At 63.2% G+C, this 25245-nt stretch carries 21 protein-coding genes; 9 read left to right on the top strand and 12 right to left on the bottom strand.

Translation table 11 applies throughout. From position 1 onward, the window contains the following. Positions 1 to 88: 88 nt before the first annotated feature. On the bottom strand, positions 89 to 2698 hold the full coding sequence (gene cckA, locus ACU5AZ_RS19215; RefSeq protein WP_446823916.1) for a cell cycle histidine kinase CckA: 2610 nt from the start codon (positions 2696 to 2698) through the stop codon (positions 89 to 91). Between the two features lie 290 nt (positions 2699 to 2988). Between cckA and ACU5AZ_RS19210 the strand changes: the two genes are divergently transcribed. After that, a complete protein-coding gene (locus ACU5AZ_RS19210) occupies positions 2989 to 4146 on the top strand; it encodes a flagellar biosynthetic protein FliO (RefSeq protein WP_446823915.1) in 1158 nt (385 codons plus the stop codon). Positions 4147 to 4342: 196 nt separating this feature from the next. On the opposite strand, the gene dksA is transcribed toward ACU5AZ_RS19210, so the two are convergent. Continuing rightward, on the bottom strand, positions 4343 to 4762 hold the full coding sequence (dksA, locus tag ACU5AZ_RS19205) for an RNA polymerase-binding protein DksA (RefSeq protein WP_446823914.1): 420 nt from the start codon (positions 4760 to 4762) through the stop codon (positions 4343 to 4345). A gap of 367 nt (positions 4763 to 5129) precedes the next feature. Here dksA and ACU5AZ_RS19200 point away from each other — a divergent pair, with 367 nt between their 5' ends. The 4 genes from ACU5AZ_RS19200 (at position 5130) to ACU5AZ_RS19185 (ending at position 8974) form a co-directional block, all read left to right on the top strand. Further along, on the top strand, positions 5130 to 5630 hold the full coding sequence (locus ACU5AZ_RS19200) for a SixA phosphatase family protein (protein ID WP_446823913.1): 501 nt from the start codon (positions 5130 to 5132) through the stop codon (positions 5628 to 5630). 74 nt (positions 5631 to 5704) lie between these two features. Then, complete coding sequence (locus ACU5AZ_RS19195) at positions 5705 to 7189, top strand: YcjX family protein (RefSeq protein WP_446826059.1); 1485 nt, start codon at positions 5705 to 5707, stop codon at positions 7187 to 7189. Next, complete coding sequence (locus tag ACU5AZ_RS19190) at positions 7186 to 8259, top strand: YcjF family protein (RefSeq protein ID WP_446823912.1); 1074 nt, start codon at positions 7186 to 7188, stop codon at positions 8257 to 8259. The genes ACU5AZ_RS19195 and ACU5AZ_RS19190 overlap by 4 nt, the downstream gene beginning before the upstream one ends. Before the next feature lie 166 nt (positions 8260 to 8425). Then, positions 8426 to 8974, top strand: a complete 549-nt coding sequence (locus tag ACU5AZ_RS19185) for a hypothetical protein (RefSeq protein ID WP_446823911.1) — start codon at positions 8426 to 8428, stop codon at positions 8972 to 8974. A 51-nt stretch (positions 8975 to 9025) separates the two neighbouring features. Here the strand turns inward: ACU5AZ_RS19185 and folK are convergent, their stop codons facing one another. The 3 genes from folK to folP are packed head-to-tail and all read right to left on the bottom strand — an operon-like array spanning position 9026 to position 10786. Continuing rightward, entirely contained in the window at positions 9026 to 9553 is a 528-nt protein-coding gene (gene folK / locus ACU5AZ_RS19180; RefSeq protein WP_446823910.1) for a 2-amino-4-hydroxy-6-hydroxymethyldihydropteridine diphosphokinase, read from the bottom strand. Next, positions 9537 to 9905 carry a dihydroneopterin aldolase gene (folB, locus tag ACU5AZ_RS19175; RefSeq protein ID WP_446823909.1) on the bottom strand — a complete coding sequence of 123 codons (369 nt, stop codon included), beginning with the start codon at positions 9903 to 9905 and terminating at the stop codon, positions 9537 to 9539. Before folB ends, folK begins: the two co-directional genes overlap by 17 nt. Continuing rightward, positions 9902 to 10786 carry a dihydropteroate synthase gene (gene folP / locus ACU5AZ_RS19170; RefSeq protein WP_446823908.1) on the bottom strand — a complete coding sequence of 295 codons (885 nt, stop codon included), beginning with the start codon at positions 10784 to 10786 and terminating at the stop codon, positions 9902 to 9904. Before folP ends, folB begins: the two co-directional genes overlap by 4 nt. Before the next feature lie 94 nt (positions 10787 to 10880). On the opposite strand from folP, the gene ACU5AZ_RS19165 reads away from it, so the two are divergent. After that, on the top strand, positions 10881 to 11519 hold the full coding sequence (locus ACU5AZ_RS19165) for a DUF922 domain-containing Zn-dependent protease (RefSeq protein ID WP_446823907.1): 639 nt from the start codon (positions 10881 to 10883) through the stop codon (positions 11517 to 11519). A gap of 283 nt (positions 11520 to 11802) precedes the next feature. Here ACU5AZ_RS19165 and ACU5AZ_RS19160 read toward each other — a convergent pair whose 3' ends face one another. Together ACU5AZ_RS19160 and ACU5AZ_RS19155 are read right to left on the bottom strand one after the other, a co-directional pair. Further along, positions 11803 to 12123: a 2Fe-2S iron-sulfur cluster-binding protein gene (locus tag ACU5AZ_RS19160; protein WP_446823906.1), complete on the bottom strand. Its 321-nt coding sequence runs from the start codon at positions 12121 to 12123 to the stop codon at positions 11803 to 11805. A 288-nt stretch (positions 12124 to 12411) separates the two neighbouring features. Continuing rightward, positions 12412 to 12780 (bottom strand): Hpt domain-containing protein, encoded by a 369-nt coding sequence (locus tag ACU5AZ_RS19155; RefSeq protein WP_446823905.1) that lies wholly within the window; start codon positions 12778 to 12780, stop codon positions 12412 to 12414. A gap of 477 nt (positions 12781 to 13257) precedes the next feature. On the opposite strand from ACU5AZ_RS19155, the gene ACU5AZ_RS19150 reads away from it, so the two are divergent. Next, positions 13258 to 18570, top strand: a complete 5313-nt coding sequence (locus tag ACU5AZ_RS19150) for an apolipoprotein A-IV repeat region-like domain-containing protein (protein ID WP_446823904.1) — start codon at positions 13258 to 13260, stop codon at positions 18568 to 18570. A gap of 82 nt (positions 18571 to 18652) precedes the next feature. Here ACU5AZ_RS19150 and dusA read toward each other — a convergent pair whose 3' ends face one another. Then, positions 18653 to 19663: a tRNA dihydrouridine(20/20a) synthase DusA gene (gene dusA / locus ACU5AZ_RS19145; RefSeq protein WP_446823903.1), complete on the bottom strand. Its 1011-nt coding sequence runs from the start codon at positions 19661 to 19663 to the stop codon at positions 18653 to 18655. 120 nt (positions 19664 to 19783) lie between these two features. On the opposite strand from dusA, the gene ACU5AZ_RS19140 reads away from it, so the two are divergent. Further along, positions 19784 to 20314 carry a gamma carbonic anhydrase family protein gene (locus ACU5AZ_RS19140; RefSeq protein WP_446823902.1) on the top strand — a complete coding sequence of 177 codons (531 nt, stop codon included), beginning with the start codon at positions 19784 to 19786 and terminating at the stop codon, positions 20312 to 20314. A 174-nt stretch (positions 20315 to 20488) separates the two neighbouring features. Here the strand turns inward: ACU5AZ_RS19140 and ACU5AZ_RS19135 are convergent, their stop codons facing one another. Genes ACU5AZ_RS19135 through ACU5AZ_RS19125 form a run of 3 tightly spaced genes read right to left on the bottom strand, consistent with a single transcriptional unit; the run spans position 20489 to position 22624 of the window. Then, on the bottom strand, positions 20489 to 20914 hold the full coding sequence (locus tag ACU5AZ_RS19135) for a Fur family transcriptional regulator (protein WP_446823901.1): 426 nt from the start codon (positions 20912 to 20914) through the stop codon (positions 20489 to 20491). Beyond that, entirely contained in the window at positions 20911 to 21723 is an 813-nt protein-coding gene (gene znuB, locus ACU5AZ_RS19130) for a zinc ABC transporter permease subunit ZnuB (protein WP_446823900.1), read from the bottom strand. Before znuB ends, ACU5AZ_RS19135 begins: the two co-directional genes overlap by 4 nt. Continuing rightward, a complete protein-coding gene (locus ACU5AZ_RS19125) occupies positions 21716 to 22624 on the bottom strand; it encodes an ATP-binding cassette domain-containing protein (protein ID WP_446823899.1) in 909 nt (302 codons plus the stop codon). The genes znuB and ACU5AZ_RS19125 overlap by 8 nt, the downstream gene beginning before the upstream one ends. Positions 22625 to 22719: 95 nt before the next feature. Here ACU5AZ_RS19125 and ACU5AZ_RS19120 point away from each other — a divergent pair, with 95 nt between their 5' ends. After that, positions 22720 to 23628: a zinc ABC transporter substrate-binding protein gene (locus ACU5AZ_RS19120; RefSeq protein WP_446823898.1), complete on the top strand. Its 909-nt coding sequence runs from the start codon at positions 22720 to 22722 to the stop codon at positions 23626 to 23628. Positions 23629 to 23631: 3 nt separating this feature from the next. Here the strand turns inward: ACU5AZ_RS19120 and ACU5AZ_RS19115 are convergent, their stop codons facing one another. After that, positions 23632 to 25242, bottom strand: coding sequence for a glycoside hydrolase family 43 protein (locus tag ACU5AZ_RS19115; RefSeq protein WP_446823897.1), 1611 nt, complete (start codon positions 25240 to 25242; stop codon positions 23632 to 23634). Positions 25243 to 25245: the final 3 nt, after the last annotated feature.

Below are 25245 nucleotides of genomic sequence, written 5' to 3'. Positions count from 1 at the left end.
CACATCACCGATACAAACAAAAATGCCGGCCCTCGTGGCCGGCATTTTCATGTCTGTAGAAGGCAGCGCTGTTTGCACCGCGACGCGATCAGTCCTTCTGGCCGAGCATGTCCCAGACGGCTTCCGCCAGCTGTTTCAGCGAGAAGGGTTTGGGCAGGAAGCCGAATTTCGCATCTTCCGGCAGGTTCCTGGCAAAAGCGTCTTCCGCATAACCGGAAACGAAGATGAACTTCATGTCCGGATAGATCTTGCGGATTTCCTTCAAGAGGCTCGGCCCGTCCATTTCCGGCATGACGACGTCGGAGACGACGATATCGACCTCGCCGTTCAGCTCCTCGATGATCTCCAGCGCCTCAACGCCGGAGCCCGCCTCGTGAACGGTGTAGCCACGGGTTTCCAGCATGCGCTTGCCGCCACGGCGAACCGCCTCCTCGTCCTCGACCAGGAGAACGACGGCCGACTTGCCGGTGAGGTCCACCTGCTCCGGTGCCTTTGCCGGCGCCAGCGGTGCGGCGCTGGCCGACGCTCCGTCGACTTCGACGACCGTGGGCTGAACCTCCGGAATGTGGCGCGGCAGGAAGATGCGGAAGACGGTGCCCTTGCCGACTTCAGACTCCGGATAGATGAAGCCTCCGGACTGCTTGACGATGCCGTAGACCATGGCGAGGCCGAGACCCGTGCCCTTGCCCACTTCCTTCGTCGTGAAGAAGGGCTCGAAGATCTTGTCCATGATCTCCTTCGGAATGCCCGTACCCGTATCGGCGACCTCGACGGCGACCATTTCCTCCGCCGGCATGCCGGGGTAATTGAAAGCGCCAACCTCGGCGGCGGACAGGTTGCGGGTCCTGATCGTCAGGGCCCCACCCTCCGGCATGGCATCGCGGGCGTTGACGCAGAGATTGATCAGCACCTGCTCGAACTGCGACAGGTCGGTCTTCACCGGCCAGAGATCGCGCCCGTATTCAACCGTCAGCTTGACGTTGGTGCCTGAAATCAGCCGTTCGACCAGCATGCGCAGGTCGCCGATCACGTCGGTCAGGTTCAGGATCGCCGGCCTGAGCGTCTGCTTGCGCGAGAAGGCAAGCAGCTGGCGAACGAGCACGGCGGCGCGGTTGGCGTTGCGCTTGATCTCCATCAGGTCGGAGAAGCTGGCGTCCGACGGACGCGCCTGCAGAAGCAGGTGGTCTGACGAAAGCAGGATCGCGGTCAGCACATTGTTGAAGTCGTGCGCGATGCCGCCGGCGAGCGTGCCCACGGCGTTCATCTTCTGCGTCTGCGCCATCTGCGTTTCGAGCGCCTTCTGCTCGGTCACCTCGACCGCATAGACGATAGCCGCCTCTTCCGGCGCCTCGTCGCTCTGGTCGATGACGGCATTGACGTAGAAGCGGAAGTGCCGCGTCTCGTCGCCCGGATGGCGGCTGTCTATCGGGGCGATGTCACCCTGACGGTCGCGCGCGGCGGCCAGCGCCGCCTCCATCTTCGGACGTTCCACCTGCGCCAGAACCGTCTCGATCAGCGCGCCCTGCCCGACATCGTCGCGGCTGACGATATCGGAAAACAGCTTGAGGAACGGCGCATTGGTCCTGAGAATCCGACCTTCGCCGTCGACCGAGGCGATCGCCATCGGCGTATTGTTGAAGAAGCGGGTAAAGCGCATCGAAGCCGCCGTTGCCGTTCCGTCGCCGCTGGCGGATGCCTGCCGCGTCAGGATCACCGTGCGGCTCTCGCCCGGTGCGCCGTCGCGCGTCGAGCGCACCTGGTGGACCAGATGCACCGGCAGGCTGCGTCCGTCCGAGCGGCGCATGTCGAGGTCGAGGGCCTCCGTCTTCTTTGTTCCGGGCTCGGCCTGGACCGAGTTGATGAGCGACAGCCCCTCGCCCGCCACCAGATCGGCAATCGCCATCGAACCGGGAGAGAAGGTAGCGAGATCCAGTCCCAGCCATTCGGCAAGCGTCGCGTTGATGTAGAAGATCTCGCCCTTGCGGCCGGCCGAAAAGAAGCCGACCGGCGCATGGTCGAGATAGTCGATCGCGTTCTGCAACTCCTTGAAGAAACGCTCCTGGTCTTCCCGCTCGGCGGTAATATCGGTGATCTGCCAGATGAAGAGTTCCGGCTTCTGCGTTCCCTGCGCCGGAAGCGCCCGCGCCTTCAGCCTGTACCAGTGCGCGCCGGATCCCGAGCCGGTCACAGCTCCGCCGAATGGGCGCAGCAGGCGGAATTCCTCCTGGCCCTCCGTCTTTTCCCTCAGCGCATTGGTCAGTTTGTACAGCGCCTCGTTCGACTCGTCGCTGCGCGACAGAAGCGTTTCCAGCGTCTGCACCTCGGTCGCCTTGGTCGCCCCCGTCAGTTGCCCGTAGGCGGCATTGGCATAGATCACCCGGCCGCGAATGTCGGTGATCAGCATGCCGTCCGGATGGCTGTCGAGATACCCGCGTGCCAGCGTGTCGGCCGAGGCCGGCGGCATCACCGAAACGAAGCCGATCACGGTGGAGACCAGGAAGAAGATGCCGACCATGGCGAGAATGCCCAGCAGGCCGAGCACCAGTTCGCTGTCGAGAGATGCCTGGAAATACACGATCGCCGCCGCTGCCACGATCAGTGTCAGCGCCAGGAGAACGATGCGAAGGCCAAGACCCGATTGAGCGCTCCGGTCTATCAACGGTGCGCGTCTTATGTCGCCTGCTTGCAGTCTCGTCATCGACTCCTCGTGTCTGGCGCCCTGTTCGTCCCAGCGAAAAAGGTGGCATGTGATGGAATCGGCGCAGCAACCCTGTTTAGCAATTTGTCAGAAGCGCCAAAAGCTTCCAATGCATCATTAACGCACACATTCACAGACATTCATGACCTTTTGCCGATGTCGTTCGGACAAAAGTCACAACGGTGCCTCTTTGGTGCCAATTTATCTCTGGACAAGTTTCGAAGAATGATTGCGCGTTACACCCAAAAAAGGTTCAATCGAACCGGGCGACACAGGAGTGACTGACGAAGATGGACGACGTGCTGGCGGGCTATGGCGGACGGTTCCTTCTTGCGACGGCGATCGTCTCGGTCGCCCTGATCGTATTTGTAGGCATGCTTTGGATCCTGAAGCGGCGCGCGCCCACCTCCTTCGTCCGCGTGAAGAGGAACAAGAAGAGCCGCCTTCAGGTTCTCGACCACGCCGCCATCGACACCCGCCGCCAGATCGTGCTGATCCGCCGCGACGACGTCGAACATCTGTTGATGATTGGCGGATCGAGCGACATCGTCATCGAAAGCAACATCCCCAACCGGTATTCGGCGGCCGACGGCCAGAATGCCGGCACCTTCGAGAACCCGAGCGCTGCCGACACCTTCGATGTCGGTGCCGCGCAGCCTGTCAGCCCGCAGCCCCCGAAACCCTCGCCCAGGTTTCCGCTGGCGGCGCGCCAGACCGACAACGAACCGACGTTGCGCAAGGTCGAGGACATGGAGCGCGGCCTCGACGAGGCGGTCAGCATGTTGCGCAGCGAAGCGGAACTGACCCGCGTCAAGCCCGATGATGCCGCCCCGCCGGTTTCGGCGCCCGACCAGCCGGCACAGCCTGCCAGTCCGGGCCCCAAGCCCGGCGACCAGACCATGTCCGCCACCGTCACGCCGCAGACGGATGTGTCGCGAGGCAATCCCGTTTCCGTCGAACCGATGGGCTTTTCCACGCCGCCGATGCAGCCGGCCAAGACCATTCTTACGGGCACGGGAAGCATTTTCACGGATGAAGCAGAGGATGTGTTGGAGCGCGCCCGTCAGCGCATCATGAAGCCCTCTCCCCGCCCGCAGAGCGGCGCGAACCACAATCACGACGCACTCCCCGCGGCAGCCAAGGCTGGCCCTGCCATCGACGGCTCGCCGGAGATCAAGGCCCAACAACAGTCATGGACTGCGACCGCTCGGAGCGTTGAGGCGGCCACGCATGAGGTACCGCTGTCCACAACGGACTTCGAGAGCATCCTGCAGGCGGAGATGGATCGCATCCCGATGTCTGCCGCCCCCTCGTCACCATCGGAAGGCCGGCCGGCCCGCACGAGCGCCGCGCCGCCGATCACCGGCGTCAGCCGTGACGAACAGATCCTCCAGAACGAGATCGCGAAAATCTTCGGCGAGATGACCTTCGACCGCAAGAAGAACTAGGCGCGAACACTCTCTTCCGGCAATCCTGCCGACAAAGCCACACGGAATTATAAAGGCCGCGCCTCCCAACCGGAGCGCGGCCTTCGTTAATGTAACCTGCCCTTGAGGCGAATTCAAAATCGAGCGCGCGGCCTCGTGCCGGCGAGACCCGCTCGGTCAGGCGAAACCGACTGCAGCAGACCCGTCGCGGGACGGATCACTCGTCGCGGTAGACCTTCTCGCGCCGCTCGTGGCGCTCCTGCGCCTCGATCGACAGCGTCGCGATCGGCCTTGCATCCAGACGGCGCAGCCCGATCGGCTCACCCGTCTCTTCGCAATAACCGTAAGTCCCGTCATCGATCCGCTGCAGGGCGGCGTCGATCTTGGAGATCAGCTTGCGCTGCCTGTCGCGGGCTCTCAGTTCGATCGCTCGGTCTGTTTCGGAGGATGCCCGGTCCGCAAGATCGGGATGGTTCGCGCTTTCCTCGGCCAGATGGTCGAGGGTTTCGCGGGCTTCACGGAGGATGTCATTCTTCCACGCAACCAGCTTGGCCCGGAAGTATGCCCTCTGATTTGCATTCATGAACTCCTCGTCTTCCGAGAGCTCATAAGTGCTAAGATCGATATTCTCACTCAACGCGTTTCTCCAGCAGAACATCTCACATGGCGGGTGTATATCCCAAGCAACATGCATTATTCAAGCCAAATGCCACCATCATCAACATTTTTGAAAATAATATGAAAATCAGTAGGATAGATGGCATATCAGGCAAAAATCGTCTGAAGCCTGAGGTTGGTTCTGATCAAATTTAGGACAATCGGCGGCTTTGAGACTTTCCGAGGCAAAATGTGGAGGAGAGTCGTGAGTCTTTCATCGCACGAAATTGCCTGATCGCTTGCGGCTGCCCTTCACGGCCTAAAATTTCCGTGAGGCCGCGCAAAACGCGTTCCGGTTTGGCCGCCGATACGCTAAGGCAGAGTGAGTTGCACACCGGGACCGTTCCATGGATCTGCTGACACCGCCTCCCTTCCGCCTCTACCTCATGCGCCATGCGAACGCCGCCTGGCCGGGGCCTGGGCAGAGCGACTTCGACCGCCCGCTCGACGCACGGGGTTTTGCGGAAGCAGAACTGGTCGCCGAAAGGGCGGCGGACCTCGGATACCGCCCGGACCGGGTGATCGTGTCGACCGCCCGCCGTTGCCGGGAAACGGCCGAACCGCTCAAACGCGTCTTCGATGAAGACCTGGACATCCGCTTTTCCGACTCGCTCTATCACGGCTCGGCGAGCGTCTACGCCGAGATCATATCCGCCCAGAGCGACTGCCAGTCCGTTTTGCTGATCGGCCACAATCCGTCCATCGAAGAGCTGTTCGGGGATCTCGCCGGCGCGGAAGCCGTGGCGAAATACGCCGGCTCCGGTTATCCGACGGCAGGCCTTGCCGTCCTCGATGCCTCCGCATCCGTCTGGTCGATCATCCGTTTCATCACCGACATGGACCACTGAAACCGGCACGGGCCTTTCGGCGGCTGGCGACCTTCCCTATATGTTCAGTCGTAACCGCAACCTGAAACGCTGACCTGCCGCCATCCATGACCTCATTCTCCGACGCCGCGCTGATCGCCCTCGACAATCTGGCCGATCGCGCCTCCAATCTGGTCAACCCGTCCGTTCGCCTGGGCGTGACCGGCCTGTCGCGCGCCGGCAAGACGGTCTTCATCTCCTCCCTCGTCCACAATCTGCTGCATGGCGGCCGCCTGCCGATGTTCGAACCGCTGCAGTCCGGCCGTATTTCCGCGATCCGTCTGGAGCCGCAGCCGGACGATACCGTTCCGCGCTTTCAGTACGAGGATCACATCAAGGCACTGGTCGAGGACCGCATATGGCCGGATTCCACCCGCGCCATCTCGGAACTGCGTCTGACCATTGCCTATGAAAGCGCCAGCACCTGGAACCGCCTGACCGGTCCCGGTCGGCTATCGATCGACATCGTCGACTATCCTGGCGAATGGCTTCTTGACCTGCCGCTTCTCGATCAGGACTACGACACCTTCAGCCGGAAGACGAGCGAACTCGCGCGCACCGGCGTGCGCGCCGAGCTGTCGCGAGAGTGGCTGGAACTTGCAGAGAAGGCTGATGCCGATGCTCCCGCCGACGAGATGCAGGCGCGGGCGCTTGCCGAAGCCTTCACCCGCTATCTGAGGGCCTGCAAGACGGACGAGCGCTCACTTTCGACCCTTCCCCCCGGACGGTTCCTGATGCCCGGCGATCTTGAGGGTTCGCCGGCGCTGACATTCGCGCCACTGCCGGATCTGGAAGAAAAGAGCGCCATCCGCGGCTCGCTTCGGGCGATGATGGAGCGCCGCTACGAGGCCTACAAGACGTCCGTCGTCAAACCCTTCTTCCGCGAACACTTCGCCCGGCTCGACCGCCAGATCGTGCTGGTAGACGCGCTGCAGGCGATCAATCGCGGGCCGGAGGCCGTCGCCGATCTCGAACGCGCCCTGACTGACGTGCTGGCCTGCTTCCGTGCCGGCCGCAACACCTTCCTCTCTTCGCTGGTGACGCGGCGCGTCGAAAAGGTGCTGATCGCCGCGACCAAGGCCGACCACCTGCACCATGAAAGCCACCGGCGGCTGGAGGTTCTGACTGCCCGCCTCGTCGACCGCGCCGTCAAGCGCATCGGCATGTCCGGCGCCGGTATCGACGTCATCGCCATGGCCGCCGTGCGCGCCACCCGCGAAGGCACGGTCAAGCATGACGGACAGGAGCTGCCGGTCATCACCGGCACGCCGATCGCCGGCGAGACGATCGCCGGCAAGACCTTCGACGGCAACGAGAAAACCGCCATATTTCCCGGTGACTTGCCGGAGAATCCTGAATCATTCTTTCAACATATGGATGCCGACGCGGCCGGCTTCGGCAACTGGCAGAAGCCGGAGGTCAATGTCGTCCGCTTCCGCCCGCCTCATCTGGAGAAGACCGGCGAAGGCGTCACGCTTTCGGTGCCCCACATCCGCCTTGACCGCGCCATGCAATTTCTGTTCGGAGACCGCCTGGAATGACCGCCGACGAGAATAGACAGCGCCGCGCGCCGGCCTCCTTTCCAATGATGGAGGATCCCACGCCGTCAAAGCCGCAGGGCGCCAAGCCGCGCCAGCCGGAGAGCTTTTCGGTCGAGGTCGTCCCGACGCCCGACCATGAAGACCCCTTCCTGTCGGAAAGCATTGCCGAAGAGAAGCTGCCGGTCGCCGTGCCGAAGCCGCGCAAGCGCTTCTCCTTCGCCAAGCTCGCGGCAGGCGCGTTCGGCGCGGTACTGTCGCTCGCCGCCTGGCTGTGGATCGATCAGCTCATCCGAGACCTTTTCAGCCGGGCCGACTGGCTGGGCTATACCGCGATCGCGCTCGTCTGCCTCGGTGTCCTCGGCCTTCTCGGCATCGTATTGCGCGAAACCATCGGCATTGCGCGCCTGAATGCCGTCCAGAAGATCAAGCAGGAGGCCGCCGAAGCCGCGGCACACACCAGCGCCGCGCCGGCGCGTAAGGCGGTCGCGCACCTCGTGTCCCTCTCCGCCAGCCGCCCGGAAACGGCGAAGGGCCGCGCCACGCTGGCCGCGACCGAAGGCGAGGTCGTCGACGGTGCCGACCTCATACGTCTTGCCGAACGGGAACTGATGGGGCCGCTCGACCGGATCGCCGCCGCGGCCGTCCTCTCGTCCGCCAAGCGTGTCTCGGTCGTCACCGCCGTCAGCCCGCGCGCCATCGTCGATCTCGCCTATGTGCTCTACGAGGCCGCCAGGCTGATCCGAACCATCGCCGATCTCTATGGCGGCAGGCCCGGCTCGCTCGGCATGCTGCGGCTGATGCGCGACGTCTTGGCCCATCTCGCCGTCACCGGCTCGATTGCCGTCGGCGACAGCCTCGTCCAGCAGGTGCTCGGCCACGGCCTGGCGTCCCGTCTTTCCGCCCGGCTCGGCGAAGGCGTCATCAACGGGTTGATGACCGCGCGCATCGGCATCGCCGCCATGGACCTTTGCCGCCCGCTGGAGTTCAAGGCGCTGAAAAGGCCCGGAATTGGCGAATTCTTAACCAAGCTCGCTCCGGAATTCCGTTCCAGCAAGACGACGAAAGAATAGAGATACGCCATCTCCGTCAATGGCTTATGCGAGGATTTCGCGCTGCACAGCGTCTTCCACGGAAGCGGCATCGAAAGCCTTCGCTTGCATCGATTGAAACAAAGCATTAACCATTATCGTGCAAGTATCGGGGTACTTGCAAAGCTGTTTCATTCGGGGAATTTCCATGTTTTCGCACCGCTTCGTCAGTGCAACCGCGATCTTTGCGCTCACGCTTACACTGCCCTTGGCGAATGCCGGCACCGCGCTGGCCTCTTCTCGCGACAAGGCCTTCTTCTCGTCCGTCTCAGGACAGTGGAAGGGTCCGGGAGAAATCGTCGCCGGCAAGTACAAGGGCACGAAGTTCACCTGCAACCTGACCGGCGAGACACCCGGCAGCAGCGTCGGCATGTCGCTCGACGGATCCTGCCGCGTCGGCGTGTTCAGCCAGCCGATGAAGGCGGTCGTCGCGCAGGCCGGCGGCGGCTACAAGGGCAAGTTCCTCGACGGCGCAGCCGGCAAGGGCCTCGACATCGTGTCCGGCACCGTGCGCGGCAACAGCGTCGTCATGGGCATCAACCGCCAGAAGCTGAATGGCGCGATGATCGCCCGCATGGCCGGCGACAACACCATGAACATCACGATCTCGGTCAAGGTCGGCGAAACGCTGGTGCCGGTCATCGGCCTTACCCTGCAGCGCGATCCGGATTCGATTCAGGTCGGCGCCATCAAGTAGGCAGGACGAAAGTCCAGCAGACAGTGCTCAAGGCCGCGGATGCGGCCTTTTTCATGCCGTTCGCCACCAGTCACTGTCGGCGTCGGCAACCTCTATTCCCGCGCGATCCACGCCTGCAAGCCAGTCAGCGACCGATTTGCCCGCGACCGTCAGCTCAGCGGCGATATCGGCGAGCGGCAACAGCACGAAGCCGCGCTCCGTCATGCGCGGATGCGGAATTTCCAGCGGCTTGCTGGAGATTTCGAGAGCGCCATAGGTGAGAATATCGATGTCGATCGTCCTAGGGCCCCAGCGCTCCACCCTCACCCGCTTCATGTCGAGTTCGGTCGAAAGGCAGAGCTCCAGAAGCTCGTCGGCTTCGAGGCTGGTTTCGATCAGCGCACAGGCGTTGAAGAAGTCCGGCTGATCTGTCTTGCCCCAGGGCGGCGTGCGGTAAAGCTTCGAGACGGCGACGACGGACGTGTCGCCACGTCCGTCGATCATGCGCAACGCCTCGCCCATCGCATGCGGCGGATCGCCGATATTGCCGCCAAGCCCGAGCGTCGCGGCAATGCGTGCGCCCTCAGACAAAGTGCTCAATGCTCACCTGTACGTAGTCCAGAACGCCCGGCACCGGCGCGCTCGGCTTGCGCACCGTGATGTGGGCGCGCCGGATCTGCGAGAACCGGTCGCACAGCGCCTTGGCGATCTCGAGCGCCAGCGCCTCGATCAGGTAGCGCCGCTCGCCGGTGACGATGCGCTCGATGACCTGAAAGGCGACGCCGTAGTCAACCGTCGACGTGATGTCGTCCGTCTCCAGCGCATCGCCGGGTTCGACGTCGAGCTCCGCGTCGACGAAGAAGCGCTGGCCCAGCACCTCCTCCTCCGTGTGCAGCCCGTGGCGGGCGAAGAAGGCACAGTTCTTCAGGGTGATCGTATAGGTCTTGGTCATTGCTGCGGCCTCCAGGCCATGCGTTGTTTGGCGACCAGCATAGCATCCGCAACCGCGAGTGCATCCCGGTTCATTGCGACATTATGCACCCGGAAGATCCCCGCCCCCATCAACCGCAGCATCACGGTGGTCGCAGCGGTGCCGGCATCACGGTCCGCCGCCTCCCGTCCGGTCAGCGCGCCGATGAAACGCTTTCGCGAAGTACCGGCCAGAAGCGGCAGCCCGAGCGCATGCAATTCGTCGAAGCGGGCCATCAGGTCAATGTTCAATTCGACGGTCTCCTTGGCGAAACCGAAACCCGGATCGAGAACGACCTGATCGCGCGAAACGCCCGCCTTGTCGGCAATCTCAAGCGACGTCGCGAAGAAGGCTCTCTGATCGTCGATCACGTCAGGAAGCACCGCGCGTCCGCGCCCGGTATGCATCAGCACCAGGCCGGCGCCGGTCGCAGCCGCGACCGCGGCGATGTCGGGCTCGCGCTGCGCGCCATGCACGTCATTGATGATGTGCGCGCCCGCCTCGATGGCCAACCGGGCCGTCTCCGCCCGGTAGGTGTCGGCCGAGATCAGCACGCCCTCATGCGCGGCCAGAGCGGCAATCACGGGAAGGATGCGCTCCTGTTCTTCGCTTGCACTGACCGGGGCCGCCCCCGGACGGGTCGATTCCCCGCCGACATCGACGATCAGCGCGCCCTGCTCCACGCAGGAGAGCGCATGCGCGATGGCCTCATCGGTCGCCTGGTAGAGACCGCCGTCGGAAAACGAGTCCGGCGTCACATTGACGACGGCCATGATATGGCCCTTCGCGCCAAGCGTCGCCGTACGACCATGCGCCAGCCGCCATTCTCTTTCCCGCAGCACCGCTGATGCGAAATCCGTCACTTGACCCGCCTCGTGAAATTATCGCCGCGCCATGTTGCGCTGTCCCCGGCTATGCAGCAAGCTCGCGCCAAGTGCAAGCATACGGAACTGACACATGCGCCACATCCGCCGCCGGACCAGAGCCTCGATCATACTCGCCGCAGCATTGATTGCAGCTGTCGCAATCCCGGAGCGGTCGCAGGCGCAGCCGGTCATTCACAAGTCCTATCGCTACTTCTCGATCCACGGCAAAACCGCCGAGGATCTCGACCGGGAACTGACCCGCCGAGGGCCGAAGAGCCGGACGAGCGGCCTTCATCATCCGGGGCTGACGCGCATCCGTTTCGATGGCAAGGTGACCTACGAGCAGTCCGCCGGCAGATGCCGCGTGTCGAAGGCGCTTGTCATCCTCGACATAAAGATCTTCCTGCCCAAATGGGCCAATCGCCGCCATGCTGACCGCGGCCTCGCCCTCGTCTGGGACACGCTGTCGACCGACATTCGCCGGCATGAGGAGCGCCATGCGGAAATTGCCCGCTCGCACGCCTTCGAAACCGAGCGTGCGCTCCTGGCTTTGCCGCCCCAGCGCGATTGCGACCGGATGAAGGAGAAGGTGGATACCGTGTCCGCCGAGATGCTGATCGCCCACGATGCCGACCAGAGCCGCTTCGACCGGCTGCAGGCTGCTACATTCGATCGTCGTATGATTCGCATGCTGCGGATGAAACTCGACCGCAAAAACCAATCTCAATAGACACGTCTATGAAACTACACCCGCAAGTTCTTCTAGTTTGAAGTTAAAACTTATCTGAAACTTGCGGACAATACTGTGAATAACTGGTCAAATCTGGCGATGGATATTGCCAGCGGGTTCGTTTAGAAATCAAATCAACAAAGGCAGAAATTCACAAGAGTTTTCAATGTTCTCCTGGCGCGTCCTATGCCGCAGGTGTTTCCTCCCTCGCCTGACTGGCGACGTGCCCGACTTGCCTCGCTCCCACAACAGAGCGAGGCTTTTTTTTGCCAGCGTCTGCTGATCAGGCCTGCTTCTCCGGAGTATAGACGATGAGGCCGTCGAGATCCGGCGTCATCTTGATCTGACAGGAAAGCCTGGACGTCGGGCGCACATCGTAGGCGAAATCCAGCATGTCTTCTTCCATGGGCTCCGGCGGTCCGACCTTGTCGGTCCAGGCGTCGTCCACATAGACATGACAGGTGGCACAGGCACAGGCGCCGCCACATTCTGCCTCGATGCCCTGAACGGAATTGCGAACGGCGTTTTCCATGACGGTCGAGCCGTCTGCCACGTCGAGATCGACCCGGCTGCCGTCGAAAGCGACAATAGTCAGTTTGGTCATTGCTACCCTTGTCCGACGAAATTGGGAGGATGTTATTATCCGAACGGTTTCTTCCGACAAAAACACCAGTCAGTCAACCATTGGCGACGGCAATCTCAGGGCCCGCATCGGACCCAGCGGCCCCTCTCCTTTGTCGCCGAGATCCCGGCCGGCAAGGCGCGATACAACACTTCATTAACCAGAATTATGGCTGGACGCGCAAAAGCGGCCGCCGGAGCACGACGGTCGGAAATCGGTGACACCAACGCGGCAATCAGCACCAATTCGGCACGTGCACCGCGGGGACGGTCAGCGGTCGAGTGCCAATATGAAATTGTGGACGTCGATGACGGCGGCGCTGACGGCGGCAAGCTGCGCCGGATCGGTGGGCTTGGCCTCCAGAAGACCGGCCGCCTCGGCGAGTTGGAACGCCCCGATCGATGCCGCCGAGCCCTTGAGCCGATGGGCCGTTGCCGAGGTCTTCTCCGGCTCCGGACCGGACAGCTCGGTCATGTAGATCCGGACCTGCCGGGCAAATGCCCTCAGCACTTCTATTTCAAGGGCCTTGTCGCCCATGGTCTGCCGGGAAAGATGAACCATATCGACCGGCCGTGCCTTGGATGAAAGGGCGCCCGCAGCGTTGTCCGGTGCCGCGAAGGCGATATTGTATGCCGCCATGACTTAACCTCGTCTCCTGTTTGGATGATCGAGTGTGGCGCCGAATATGTGGCTTAAAGCTGAACTGGCTGAATTCGGGACAATGTTTTTGGCGATATGGTTAACAAAGTGTGAGTGCCCGTATTTCCTAGTGTTTTTGGGCTTAAGGATTGTTTATAAAGTGTTAACGACCAGCAGTGACCCTGCCGCGCGACCGGGGGGTTGATTGTGTCTTCGATATGAATGTGTCAGTACGATACTGTTTGGATCAACCGGATTGGCACGCCGCACCGACCAGTGAAAAAAGCTTGGGAAACACGAGCTTCGGTCATATCGGTGCCAGAATGTTGCTTGACGGCTGTGACATATGAAGCAGAAGCTTCTCTTTTGTCACTTCCATATGGGATCCGGCCGCATCAGCCGCCGGACGGAATGTGAAAGTACAGAGATGCCTGGCCGGTGCATGATGCCGACCGATTTGGAGTGAGGCGTAATCGAATGGCGAACAAGAAATCCAGCGGCTCCCTTGATGATGCAGCGTTCAAGGCTCTCGATGACGCCTTGAAGATCGATTTCGATGACGAAGACGACGCGGTAGCCGCCGCGGGCAACAAGTCGACAGCGCAGCGCGCCCAGCCGCGGCAGCAACCTTCGCCGGCCCCGGCCGCCGAGGCGCCGCGCCGTGCCGCGACCCAACCCAAGTCCCCGTCGCTTGCACCCGCCAACGACCGCAGCCGCCGCAACCCGGCGGCCATCATGCGCTCGCTGGAAGGAACGGCGGCAGGTTCGGCCATTCTGAATGCCGTCATCGTTTCGCTCGTCTGGGTCGTCGCCTGCGTCGGCCTCGCACAGCTGGTCTATGGTTCGGACATGTGGAAGGTCGGTTCCGCCGCCGGCTTCATGGCCCTGCCCGGCGCCATCGCCATTGTGCTGATCACCGTCATTCCCGTCATCATGTTCTTCGCGTTTGCGCTGATGATGGCGCGCGCCCAGGATCTGCGCAATACCGCGCGTTCGATGGCCGAGATCGCCATCCGCCTCGCAGAGCCGGAAACCTCGTCCGCCGACCGCATCATGACCGTCGGCCAGGCCGTGCGCCGCGAAGTCTCCGCCATGAACGAAAGCATCGAGCGCACGATCGCCCGCGCCACCGAGCTGGAATCCATGGTTCATTCCGAAGTCTCGGCACTGGAACGCTCCTTCTCGGACAATGAGATGCGCGTACGCGGCCTCGTCCACGAGCTCGGCTCGGAGCGCGAAGCGATCGTCAACCACGCCGAACGCATCCGCTCGTCGATCGTTCATTCCCACGAGCAGCTCAAGGAAGACCTGTCGCTGGCAACCGAGGAAATCTCGGTCCGCCTGGCAACGTCCGGCGAAGCCTTCGCCTCGCTGATCGACACCCGCGTCGCCACACTCATGGAAAAGTCCGACGCGATCACGCAGGACATCGGTTCGCTGCTCTCCGAGCGCGCCGACGCGCTGCTCGACGTCATCAACAATTCCGGCTACGCACTCACCAACGAGTTCGACAACCGCCTGGATTCGCTTGCCGAGAAGCTCTCCACGCGCGGATCGGAACTGCTGACCCAGTTCGAGACCCGCGCCTCGACGCTCGACGCCAACACTGAAAAGCTGAACGCCGCCCTGATGGAACGCGCCCAGCAGTTCAATGAATCGCTGATGGCCCGCACCAAGGAAATCAACGACACGCTGACCGATGGCGGCCGCACGATTTCCGGCACGTTGGAGAGCGTTCTCAACAGCCTGAACACGCAGCTCGAAGACAAGTCGCAGAGCTTCCGCCAGAACCTGCAGGCCAGCGCCGAAGACGCCTTCACCGACTTCGACATCCGCTCGGGCATGATCGAAGGCCGTCTGCAGGGCACCATCAGCCAGCTCGCCACCATCTTCGACGACCGCATGTCGGAACTGACGCAGTCCTTCTCCGACCAGTCGGCCGCCCTCTCGTCCGCCCTGCAGAACGGCCAGTCGCTGTTCGACGCCGCCATGCAGAGCCAGACGGAAAACATCACCCGGACGATCGAAAGCACCTCCAGCCGCGCCGCAGCGGCCATGGAGAACAGTGCTGCCGCGCTCGACACCGCGATGGAAAACCGCACCGAGGAGCTCGCATCCGTCCTCTCCGGCTCGCAGCAGCGCATCGAGGAAATCCTGTCCGACCGCAGCGACTCGCTGCTCAAGCGCTTCGACGACCGCCATGCACGCCTTGGCGAAACCTTGACGAGCAAGGCGCACGTGATCGGCGAAACGATCGACGAAGCAGCAGCCCAGCTGTCGCTGTCGATGGAGAGCCGCACCAGCGCGATCGCCCAGGCGCTTGCCGACGGTCAGCAGAACATTGACCTGTCGCTGGAAGTCCAGACCAGCACGCTCCTGGAAACCGTCAACGAGGCGGAAACGCGCATTTCCTCAAGCTTCGCCGAAAAGGCCGACGGCATCCGCAGCGCCTACTCGGATGGCCAGGACCGCCTCGACAAGTCGCTTTCCGCTTACGGCGAAAACGTCTCCGACATGCTCGCCTCCGGCTCCAAGCGGATCGAAACGACCATCGGCGCATCCACCGACCGTATCGAGACCGTTCTCGGCTCCTCGTCCGAACACATCGAGCAGTCGCTCGCCAACAACCTTTCGCGCATGGAAGGCAGCCTCAACAGCGGCCTCTCCCATCTCGATCATTCGCTCGAGAGCGCGCATGACCGCATCGAGGCGACGCTGCAGGACCGCAGCGAGGCGATCTCTGTCGCGCTCAAGGACGGCAATTCCGCCCTGCACATCACGCTCGGCGACCACGAGGCTTCGCTGCGCGAAACCCTCCACAGCGCCAACAAGGACTTCGACGAACAGCTCAACAGCACCGTCAAGGCCATCGACACCCGTATCGACAGCGCCGCGAAGTTCATCGACCAGAGCGCGGACAAGGCAGCGACCCGCGTCGAGCAGTCGGTAGCGGAAGTCGGCACCCGGTTCGGTTCCCTCGAGAACCGCATCGAGCAGAGCGTCGCAAGCGTTGCCGGCCACCTGGAAGACGGCGCGTCGAAGATCGACGAACGCCTGAGCACCATGGACCGCGCGCTAGAAATGGGGCTCAATAGCGTCCACCAGATGATCGACGGCAAGGCCGCCGGTCTCGCCAACACGCTGCGTTCGTCCGTCATCGAGACGACCCAGGCCATGGACGAGCGCACAGCCGCCCTTGCCGAAACCCTGCGCTCGAGCCTGATCGAAGTCGCCGCCACGTTTGACGACAAGACGACGCGCCTCAACAACGTCGTCCGTTCCAACCTTCAGGAAACCTCGGAAACGATCGATCAGAAGACGACGCAGATCAACGACGTTCTGCGCTCCAATCTGCAGGAAACCGCGGACACAATCGACGCCAAGACGCAGCACCTCAACAATGTCCTGCGTTCGAACCTGCAGGAAGCCGCCGAAACGATCGACGCCAAGACCCTGGCGCTGTCGGAAGACTTGCGCCGCACGGTGCTCGACACCACGCAGTCGATCGGCAGCGAAGCGGAGCGCACCGCCGCCCTGCTCTCGTCGACCGGCGCCGAGTTCTCCGAAACGGTCCACGGCCGCAGCGAGGCATTTGCCGAGAACGTCGAGGCCCGCAGCCGCCAGATCCTGGAAAACGTCGCGGACTCGCAGAACCGCCTGTCCGCCCAGGCAGCCGCTGTCGCCCAGACCTTCGCCGAGGCCGGCAACTCGATCATCGGCAAGGTCGCCGAGGCCGAGACGGTCGTCACCGGTCACATCGCCAGCATCAGCCAGACGCTGGTCGACGCCGAGCAGTCGCTTGAGGATCGCAGCCATTCGATCCGCTCCAGCCTGCTGTCGAGCACCGAGGAACTGTCCTCGACGCTCTCCAACGTCAACCGCGCCCTCGAAGAGCGCTCCAACCGCATCCGCACGAGCCTCGAAGAGAACGCCCGCACGATCGACGCCTCGCTGGCCGATGTCGACAAGGCGCTCGAAGCCCGCGGCGCGGCAATCCGCTCCTCGATCGACGAGCGCAGCCGCGAACTGAACTCGCTGCTGTCCGAGCACTCCACCGAGCTTGCCCGCATCATCGACGAGAAGGCCCGCCCGGTCGTCGACGAATATGCGACAATCGGCCAGACCGCTGCCGAACAGATCTCGTCGGCCGCACAGATGAGCGCCGACCGCCTGCGCAGCGAAAACGCCGCTCTCATCGAGGCGATCTCGTCCCGTTCGAACAGCACCGCCCAGGCGATCAACGAACTGGAAGGCAGCCTGCGCGAAAGCGTCGACGCCCTCGTCGACCGCATCGACCAGAGTAATTCGGGCGTCGTCGACAGCATGCAGCGCGCCAGCGCCGAGTTCCTGTCCTCCAGCGAACATCTCGACGGCGTGTCCAACCGCTTCACCGAGACGGCCGCTCGCGCCACCGACATGGTCTCTGCCTCCACCCGCCTGCTCGAAGGCAAGGTCGACAAGCTGGCGCAACTGTCGGGCGACACGCTCACCCAGATCGGCGAGATCGTCGGCCGCTTCGATGACCACTCCAAGGTTCTCGGTCGCGCCTCCGAGCTTCTCGGCGCCGCCCAGTCGAACCTCGCCAACACGCTGGAAGAACGCCAGGAAGCCCTGCGCAGCCTGTCCACCGGCCTGGTTCAGCGCTCCGAAGAGATCGAGCGCAACATGCAGGGTCTCGCCTCCATGATCGAAAACGCCTTTGCCGGCGCGGAAGACATGGCGAGCGGCTTTGCCAACCGCCTGCGTGGCGGCGTGCAGGAATCGCTGACCGGCATCGGCTCGATGCTCGACGACGCCGACCGCAAGTCCGCCGACACCGCCAACAGGCTGCGCGAGACCATGCGCGAGGCCGTCGAAGAGGCCGCATCCCGCTTCGCCGGCGCCACCGATGACATCCGTCGCTCTGCGCAGGAAATCCGCAACGAGCTCGACATCACCCGTGGCGAACTCAAGCGTGGCGCCTTCGACCTTCCGGAAGAAGCCAAGGAAAGCGCTGCCGCCATGCGCCGCGCCGTTTCCGAGCAGATCCGGGCGCTGCAGGACATCGCCTCGCTCGTCGGCCGCTCCGGCCAGCAGATGGAAGTCTCCGGCCCGACAGTCAGCCAGCCGAAGCCGCGTGCCTATGCAACGGCAGCAGCACCGCAGCCTGCCCCCGCGCCGGCCCCGGCCGTCGCCGCCGCACCGCAGATCGACCGCACCGCGGCAACCCTGCGCGGCACACTGACGGCAGAAGCACCGGCAACGGCGCGCATGCCGACACCGGCGCAGACGGTACAGACGCCGGCACCGGCGCCCGCCGCCGCCCAGGGTCAGCAGGGCGGCTGGATCTCCGACCTCCTGCGCGGCGCCTCGCGTGACGCACAGGCTCCGGCCCAGCAGCAGCCGGCCCGTCCAACCGCCGCCGAAGCCCCGGCCCGCGCGGCCGGCGACAAACGCAACCCGCAGCACGTCGTCGAATCGCTGAACTCGCTGTCGGTCGATATCGCCCGCGCCATCGATCATGACGCCTCGGTCGAGCTGTGGCGCCGCTACCAGCGCGGCGAGCAGGACGTCTTCACCCGCCGGCTCTACACGCTGAAGGGCCAGCAGACCTTCGACAACATCAAGCGCAAGTACGAGACGGAACCGGAATTCCGCAAGGCCGTCGACCGCTACATCGGCGATTTCGAAAAGCTGCTGGGCGACGTTGCCCGCAGCGATCCGGACAAGTCGATCACGCAGAGCTACCTGACCTCCGACACCGGCAAGGTCTACACCATGCTCGCCCACGCCGCCGGTCGCTTCGGCTGATCCGGCAGACAAGCCAGAATACGAAACGGCGCGTCGAAAGACGCGCCGTTTTCATTTGGGTTCATCGAAACGGAGAAACGCTTCAGGCGCTGACGGCATCCGCCGGGGAAAGATCGAGCGCGGCAAAGGCATTGGCGATCACCTCCGGACCGGCACCCGGCCTGGTGGCGTCCGTCGACAGGATCTGCCGGTAGCGCCGCGCGCCGGGCACGCCCTGGAACAGTCCGACCATGTGGCGGGTGATATGGGACACCCGACCGCCCCGGCCGATATGCTCTTCCGCATAGGCCATCATCCGGTCGCGCACCAAGGTCCAGTCCGCTTCGCGCGCTTCTGCGCCGTAGAAGCGGTGATCGACATCCGCAAGCATCGCCGCATGATGATAGACTGCGCGGCCCAGCATCACGCCGTCCATGTGCCCAAGATGCGCCTCCGCCTCGTCGAGCGAGAGGATGCCGCCATTGATGCCGATGAAGACGTCGGGATAGCGCTGCTTCATCCGGTAGACGAGATCATAGTCGAGCGGCGGAATATCTCGGTTTTCCTTGGGGCTCAGACCCTGCAGCCAGGCCTTGCGGGCATGGATCCAGACGGCGGAGGCACCGGCTTCGATCACGCGCTCGAGAAAATCCGGCAGGACGACTTCGGGATCCTGGTCGTCGACGCCGATCCGGCACTTGACCGTCACCGGCAGGCCGGTCACCGCCTTCATCGCCCGAACGCCGGCGGCAACCGTCTCTGGTTCCTTCATCAGGCAGGCGCCGAAGGTCCCCGACTGCACCCGGTCAGACGGACAGCCGACATTGAGATTGATCTCGTCATAACCGTAGTCGCTGCCGATCCGCGTCGCCTCGGCAAGCTTGCCGGCATCCGAACCGCCAAGCTGCAGCGCGACCGGATGTTCACATTCATCGAAGCCGAGAAGCCTCTCGCGATCGCCATGGATCACCGCATCCGCCACCACCATCTCGGTGTAGAGCAGCGCATGACGCGACACCAGCCGGTGCAGGAACCGGCAGTGACGGTCAGTCCAATCGATCATCGGCGCAACGGCGAAGATCTTTTGACCGGTTTTCAGGGCTTCAGCGTACATTCGTTCATCCTTTGGCCGGCCAGATAGCGCATGTCTGGGCAAAAAACCAGTTTTCATCGCTGTCCGCTTTGATGCTAGCATCCGCGACGCATAAACAGAAAAAGCAGCCGGAGGAATCGCATGCCGCTTTACGCGCTCGCAAACACTCAGCCGAAAACGCCGGAAGACGGCAAATACTGGATTGCTCCAGATGCGCAGGTCATCGGCAATGTCATCCTCGGTGAAGACGTCGGCATCTGGTTCGGCGCGGTGCTTCGCGGCGACAACGAACCGATGACGATCGGCGCGCGCACCAATATCCAGGACGGTGTGGTCATTCATTCCGATCCCGGCGCGCCGGCGACGATCGGCGAAGGCTGCACGATCGGCCACCGCGCCATCGTCCACGGCTGCGTCATCGGCGACAATTCACTCGTCGGCATGGGCGCCACCATCCTCAACCGGGCGAGGATCGGCAACAACTGCATCGTCGGCGCCAATGCGCTGGTGACCGAAGGCAAGGAGTTCCCGGACAATTCCCTCATTGTCGGCAGCCCGGCACGGGTGGTCCGCACGCTGGACGCGGACGCTGTAGAAGGCCTGAAGAAGTCTGCCGCACACTACGTCGCCAACTGGCAGCGGTTTGCCAAGGACCTGCGGCGTCTGGATTGAGCGGGAAGGACGCATCCGCAGAAGCACCCCTCATCCGCCTGCCGGCACCTTCTCCCCGCTTGCGGGGGAGAAGAACGCGAGACGCTGACGTCTCGCTCTGTCGGAGGCCATGGGCATTCCCACTCCCCGCCTGCGGGGAGAGGGTCAGGATGAGGTCAAATCAGAAAACGAGGATCAGGCCGCTGCCGCCGCGCAGGCCTCGCACAGGCCGCGGATTTCCACTGTCGTCTTGGTCGCTACAAACTTTTTCGCCTGCGTCAGTGCCGTCAGGCGATCCTCAAGGCCATGGTCGTGAAACTCGCTGACATGGCCGCACTTCTCGCAAATGGCAAAGGCGGCGATGCCGGCGCCATGACCACCGCAGCAGTCCTTGTGGCGATGGGCACAGGCGATGAAGGCGTTGATGCTTTCGAGCCGATGCACCAGCCCCGATTCGGTGAGCTTTTCCAGCGCCCGGTAGACCTGCAGCGGCGCGCGAAAGCCGTCATCGCGCAAAAGGTCGAGGATCTGGTAGGCCGACAGGGCACCGTCGGCGTCGGACAGCGCGCCCAGCACCAGTTCCTGGTTCTTCGTCAGTTTGATCATCTCGTTCATGGTCATGCTCCGGAGCGGCTGCGGGACAGTTTGCGTGAGACCGGCAGCAGTGACAAGAGGAACAGGATCAGCGCCGCGACGACAATCGACGGGCCGGACGGCGTATCATAGGTCAGCGAGCCGTAGAGGCCACCGGTGACTGCCAGAACGCCGATGATCGAGGCCATGACCGCCATCATCTCGGGCGTAGCGGAAAAGCGCCGCGCCGTCGCTGCCGGAATGATCAGGAGCGAGGTGATCAGCATGATGCCGACGATCTTCATGGCGATGGCAATGACGAGCGCCATCAGCACCATGAACAGGAAGCGCGCCCGTTCCGGCTTCAGTCCTTCGGCTTCGGCCAGTTCCGCATTGACGGTTGCCGCCAGCAGCGGCCGCCACAGCGCCACGATGCAGCCGATGACGATGGCTCCGCCGCCCCAGACCATGGCGATGTCGCTCTTGTTGACGGCCAGGATGTCGCCGAACAGATAGGCGAGAAGATCGATGCGCACCCAGGTCATGAAGGCGACGAGTACGAGGCCGATCGCCAGCGTCGCATGTGACAGGATGCCGAGCAGCGCATCCGCCGACAGCGCCTGCCGGCGTTGCAGCAGGATGAGGATGACGGAGATCGCGACGGCGACCGCGAAGACTGCCGCCACCATGTTGAGCTGGAACATCAGATGCAGGGCGACGCCGAGCAGCGCCGAATGCGCCATCGTGTCGCCGAAATAGGCCATCCGCCGCCAGACGATGAAGCAGCCGAGCGGCCCGGCCATCAGCGCCACCGCGATACCGGCGATCAGCGCGCGAACGAAGAAATCGTCAAGCATGGCGTGCGCCCTCTCCGTGATTGTGACCATCATGATCGTGGCCGTGTCCATCGCCATGGGTATGACCGGTGTGGTCATGGGCATGATCGTGATCGTGATGATGGCCGTCGTCGGGATGGCAGTGTTCCGTCACGCTGCCGTCGGCATGGCGCACGCGCCCGTCCGGCAGGTGCGTGTGGTCGTGCTCGTGCGAATAGACCGCCAGCGTCTGCGCGCCGCGCATGCCGAACAGGCTTGCATATTCGGCGCTCTGGCTGACGCTCTGCGGCGTGCCGCGGCAGCAGACATGGCCGTTGAGGCAGATGACCGTATCGGTCGCCGCCATGACGATGTGCAGATCGTGAGAGATCATCAGGATGCCGCAGCCGGTCTGGTTGCGGATCTCGCGGATCAGATCATAGATGGCGATCTCGCCGGAATAGTCGACGCCCTGCACCGGTTCGTCGAGCACCAGGAGGTCGGGCTTGCGGGCGATCGCGCGGGCAATCAGCGCCCGCTGGAATTCGCCGCCGGAGAGCCCCTGCACGGCCGCATCGGCCATATGGTCGATACCGGTCGCCTTCATCGCCTCATCGATGTCAGCGGTCGGCAGCGGCCCGGTGAGCGTCATCAGCCGGCGCACGCTCAAGGGCAGCGTCCAGTCGATAGCGAGCTTCTGCGGCACGTAGCCGACCTTCAGGCCCGCCCGGCGCGTCACCCTGCCCTCGTCCGGCTTCATCACCCCGATCGCCATTTTGGCGCTCGTCGACTTGCCGGAGCCGTTCGGTCCGATGAGCGTGACGATTTCACCCGGCGCGACACTGAACTCGACGCCGCGCACCAGCCAGCGGCCATTGCGGCTGACGCCGGCATTGTCGAGCGAGACAAGCGGCCCGCCATCGCCTTTTATTTTTTTCAGCATATTCGCTCTCATTCAATCTTGCAGGCTCATATCGCATACGTTATAGCATTACACAAGATATGTAACTTTATAACATATTCATCAAGGAGCCTCCCATGAAACTCACCTCCCTCTTCGCCTCGGCTGCCATTCTGTTTGCCGCCGGCCAGGCCGCAGCCGCACCGAATGTCGTGGTCTCGATCAAGCCGATCCACTCGCTTGCTGCCGCCCTCATGGAAGGCATTGGCAAGCCCGGCATCATCGTCGACGGCGCCTCCTCGCCGCACGCATTCTCGCTGAAGCCGTCGGACGCCGGGAAGCTGCAGAAGGCGGATGTCATCTTCTGGGTCGGGCCGACGCTGGAGGCATTCCTGGAAAAGCCGCTCTCCTCTCTCGCCGGCAACGCGACCGTGACCCAGCTCGACGAGGCCAAGGGCCTGATCAAGCTTCAGCCGCGCGAAGGCGGCACGTTCGAGGCGGATGATGACGGCGACGACGATGGCGCCTATGATCCGCATCTGTGGCTGGACCCGGAAAATGCCAAGGCGATTGCCCGCGACATGGCCGCCACGCTGGAAAAGGCCGATCCCGAAAACGCCGCCAAGTACCGCGCCAACGAGGCCAAGCTTGAAAAGCGGCTCGGCGAACTGGACGCGCAGATCACCACGATCGTGGCGCCCATCAAGGACAAGCCCTTCATCGTCTTCCACGATGCCTATCACTATTTCGAGAAGCGCTACGGAGTGAACGAGGCCGGCTCGATCACGGTCAGCCCCGAGACTGCCCCGGGTGCCGCCCGCATCAAGGAAATCCAGGACAAGATCGCCAGCCTCAACGCCACTTGCGTCTTCGCCGAACCGGAATTCGAGCCGAAGCTCGTCAGCGTCGTCATGGAGGGCACGAACGCCAAGGCTTCGACCCTAGATCCGCTCGGCGCCGCCATTCCCGACGGTCCGGACCTCTACTTCACCCTGCTGCACAACCTCGCGACATCGCTCAACGACTGCCTTGGCAGCCAATCGTAAACCTCACTCGAGGATCTGATACAGGAACCGGCTGAAATCGGCCGGTTTCCCTCTGCCCGTCATGTCGAAGGCGAACATGCCGACAAAGGCGCCGGTAAACGAGCAGTGTTCGCCAAGCCCACCCTCGTCCGAGACGACGCTTGCGTCGAGCACCGGGCCGATCGCGTTCCAGTCGTCGGAACCGTCCAGCTTCCAGAAGAAGCGCAGATCGTTGTCCCGTACCTCCATCGCCAGATGCAACGGCCCGTCCGGCACCGAAATACCCATGCCGACGGGATAGGAAAGCTTCATCGACGGATCGCCGGCGCAGGCAAGCACCGTCAGGCAAGGCCCGAGTTCCGCATCCACCGTCGCGGCAAGCGCGAAGAGCTTGTTGCGGTTGTAGTAATGCGTCAGCCCCGCCATCTGCTGATAGGTGTCCGGCGAGAATTCCAGCACGGTTTCGGCCCGGAAGCGATGGTGTTCCTGCCGCCGCGCCACCAGCGCCTGCTCGAACCACGAACCGATGCTTTCCCGCCCGTAGAGCCGAAGCCGTCCAGGACGATCCGTCAGGCTGAAGATGCGCTCCGGCGCCGGTGTGCGCAGCCACTGGAAATCGTCGGGCAGGTCGGGCGTATCGAAGACATGTTCGATCACCGTGGGTTTTTCCACCTGTGCTGCGCCGGAAAGTTCCGGCACTTCCAGCCGCGCGACCGGTGAACCGCTCAGCGGATAGAGCCAGCCGTCCTCCTTCCACACACAGGCCTCCAGCCCCGTCTCGCGGCCGAGCGTGCAGCGGCGAAGCGGCGACAGCGGCCGGCCGCAGAGAAAGGTCGTTCCCGGACGCCCGTCCGGCGTCTCGAAATATTGTCCGTGCCCGGTCCGCTGCAAGGGCGCGTCGCCATGGCCCTTCGCGCTCAACAGATGCTTGTCCGGGTGGGTCTCGTAGGGGCCGGTGATCGACCGCGACCGCGCCAAGGTGATCGCGTGTTCGTAACCCGTGCCGCCCTCGGCAGTGGTCAGATAATACCAGCCGTTATTTTTGAAGACGTGCGGCCCCTCGACGAGCCCGCGATCCGTGCCGGCATAGATGTTGTGGATGGGACCCTTGAGGCTCTTTGTTTCGGCGTCCCACTCCTGCAGCAGAATGCCGTCAAAGGCGGTGTTACCACCGATTGTGCCGTGCGCCACCGGCAGATGGTTCCAGTGCATGTTCATGAACCACTTGCGGCCGTGGTCATCGTGAAACAGCGACGGATCGAAACCGGACGAATTGACATAGACCGGATCGGACCACTCGCCCTCGATCGACGCGGCGGTGACGATATAGTTGTGCGCATCCTTGAACGAACCGTCGAGCCGCTTAACGTCGGTGTAGACGAGCCAGAACAGCCCGTCGGCAAAGGAGAGGCACGGCGCCCAGATGCCGCAGCTGTCGGGATTGCCGCGCATGTCGAGCTGGCTTGCCCGCTCCAGCGGCCGCCGCACCAGCCGCCAGTTCACCAGATCGCGAGAGTGGTGGATTTGCACACCCGGAAACCATTCGAAGGTCGAGGTGGCGATGTAGTAGTCATCGCCAACCCGGCAGATCGACGGATCCGGATTGAACCCCGGCAGGATCGGATTGCGTATCATTAA

The sequence above is a fragment of the Rhizobium sp. PAMB 3182 genome (assembly GCF_052908355.1).
Note: the sequence above shows the minus strand (reverse complement) of the source record. Positions and strands in the feature narration are given on the sequence as shown.